Origin of the sequence: Microvirga sp. 2TAF3, assembly GCF_052114965.1 — a bacterium.
Classification (GTDB): Bacteria; Pseudomonadota; Alphaproteobacteria; order Rhizobiales; family Beijerinckiaceae; genus Microvirga.
The window spans coordinates 1-1876 of record NZ_JBFRFT010000048.1 but is presented as its reverse complement, the minus strand read 5'-3'; the positions used below and the strand labels follow the sequence as shown (position 1 = coordinate 1876).

The 1876-nt window shown below is 59.1% G+C and carries 3 protein-coding genes; all 3 read left to right on the top strand.

All coding sequences use genetic code 11. The features are described 5' to 3' along the window. Positions 1 to 545 (top strand): glycine zipper domain-containing protein (locus AB4Y97_RS20925; RefSeq protein ID WP_442000962.1); only part of this gene is annotated, 545 nt, incomplete at its 5' end. 4 nt (positions 546 to 549) lie between these two features. Continuing rightward, entirely contained in the window at positions 550 to 1071 is a 522-nt protein-coding gene (locus tag AB4Y97_RS20920; RefSeq protein WP_442000961.1) for a hypothetical protein, read from the top strand. Then, positions 1023 to 1876: hypothetical protein (locus tag AB4Y97_RS20915; RefSeq protein WP_442000960.1), on the top strand; the 854-nt coding region annotated here is incomplete at its 3' end. The genes AB4Y97_RS20920 and AB4Y97_RS20915, both read left to right, overlap by 49 nt.

The window sequence follows — 1876 nt, the reverse complement described above, 5'->3', positions numbered from 1 at the left end:
TGGATGACGATGACAGGGCGGAGGCCGAAGGACGGGTGCAGACGGCGGATTTGGCGGGAGCTCTCGCGGGGGCGCTGAGTGGTGCGCAGGCTGGAGCTAGAAACGCAAAAGATCCTCGGAGCGCGGCAGTCGGGGCAATAGTCGGCGGCGTTATAGGCGGCCTGATTGGTACGTTCAAAGATTCTCCCAAGATCGAGCCCTTGAACAATGAGAAAGTGGGGGAAGAAGAGCCTCAGAAGGAGCAGGTGAAGGACGCGACAAATACAATCCTTGGAGGGACAACGCCAGGCCGAGCGACAAAGGGACCGACGAATCAACGCGAGAAGAGCGGAACCTATGACGATGCCTTGAGAGATTTTAAGCAGTATGAAGATCTGGGATTTGGAAAGACAAAAGACATTAATACAGCTTACGGTTCTGGGAAGGTGGTGGAATTTCCAGATGGCACAAAGGTGACCGCTCGACCAGGGAGTACTGATGGCTCGCCCACTCTTGAGATCCGCGGTCCCAATGGTCGTGGCTACGAGGTTCGGTATAGGGATTAGCTAAGTGCGCATTGATATTGTCGATAATGAAGTTGAGAACATGCTGGATGGATCGTTTCAACTTCGTACTGATAAGGTGTTGGAACGAGGCTGGCATACGATTCCTTTTGTGAATCTCCCTTCGGCATTGGAGGCGGAGTGGCTCTCGAATGTTATTCGCTCCAAAATGCCAACACAATGTCGTGCTGTTTACTTTGAATTCGATCGCCCGCGATCCATAGAAGAAATAATTCCAAATCGAGATACAATATTAAATTGTTTTCATAGGCATTCCCATGAGTATCTTTTAATTTATAATGCAAATTTAGATTTTCTAATATATAAAGAGCAATATAACCGATATTATATTGTGGCCGGAGACGCGAAATTCCTTGCTGGCGCTCGCCCATATAGTTCATCAACGCACGAGATTATTTTTCGACAATGGATGGAAGATCCTATTTTTTCTGAACCAGAAAGATTGTTCATGCTGCGAATTTGGGAGAAGTATGGGTTGCCGCCAGTTGGCGCATCCCCAAGAGCTTAGCAGGGCGGCTGCTTTCGATCCCGGGCCAGATCACGGCGATCACCTACGACGCCTCCGACCGGCCGCTGGCGACGCGCTTTGCCGACGGCAGCGCGACGGTGCGGACCTACGATCCCAAGCGCGGCTTCCTGACCGGCCTGACGATGCCGGGGCTCGACTTGACCTATACCCGCGATGCGGCCGGGCGCATCCTGGTGATCCGCAGCCCGGCCGCCCCGAGCGAGGCCGCCGCCTTCAGCTACAACGCCGCCGACTGGCTGCTGAGCGCGACGCTGGGCTCTGAGCGGCAGGACTTTCGCTACGACATTGCCGGCAACCTGGTGGCGCAGACCGGGCCGGGCGCCTTCGGCGCGGCCTTTCCGTCGGCCGGCTCGGCGCATCCGCACGCGCCGCTTTCCGTCAATACCGTGCCGCAAGGCTATGACGGCAACGGCAACCTGCTCGGCGACGGCACGCGCGCCTTCACCTGGAACGGCGACAACCGGCTGCAGCAGGTCAAGAGCGCCGGGGTGACGGTGACGTTCGCCTACGGCCCGGACGGGGCGCGGCTGATGAAGACGGTGACCGCGGTCGACGGCACGCCGCGTCCCACCCTGTTCCTCGGCTCCGGCTTCGAGCGCGGTCCCGGCCCGGCTTCGGCGCCGGAGCGCGGCCCATGGACGCTCTATCCGCATCCGGATGTGCGGCTGCAGCCGGGTCCGGGCGGGCAGGCGGCGAGCGTGCACCGCGACCATCTCGGCTCGCCGCGCCGGCTGAGCGCGGCGGGAAGCGGGGCGGTGCTGGCCAGGACCGTGCACCGGGCCTA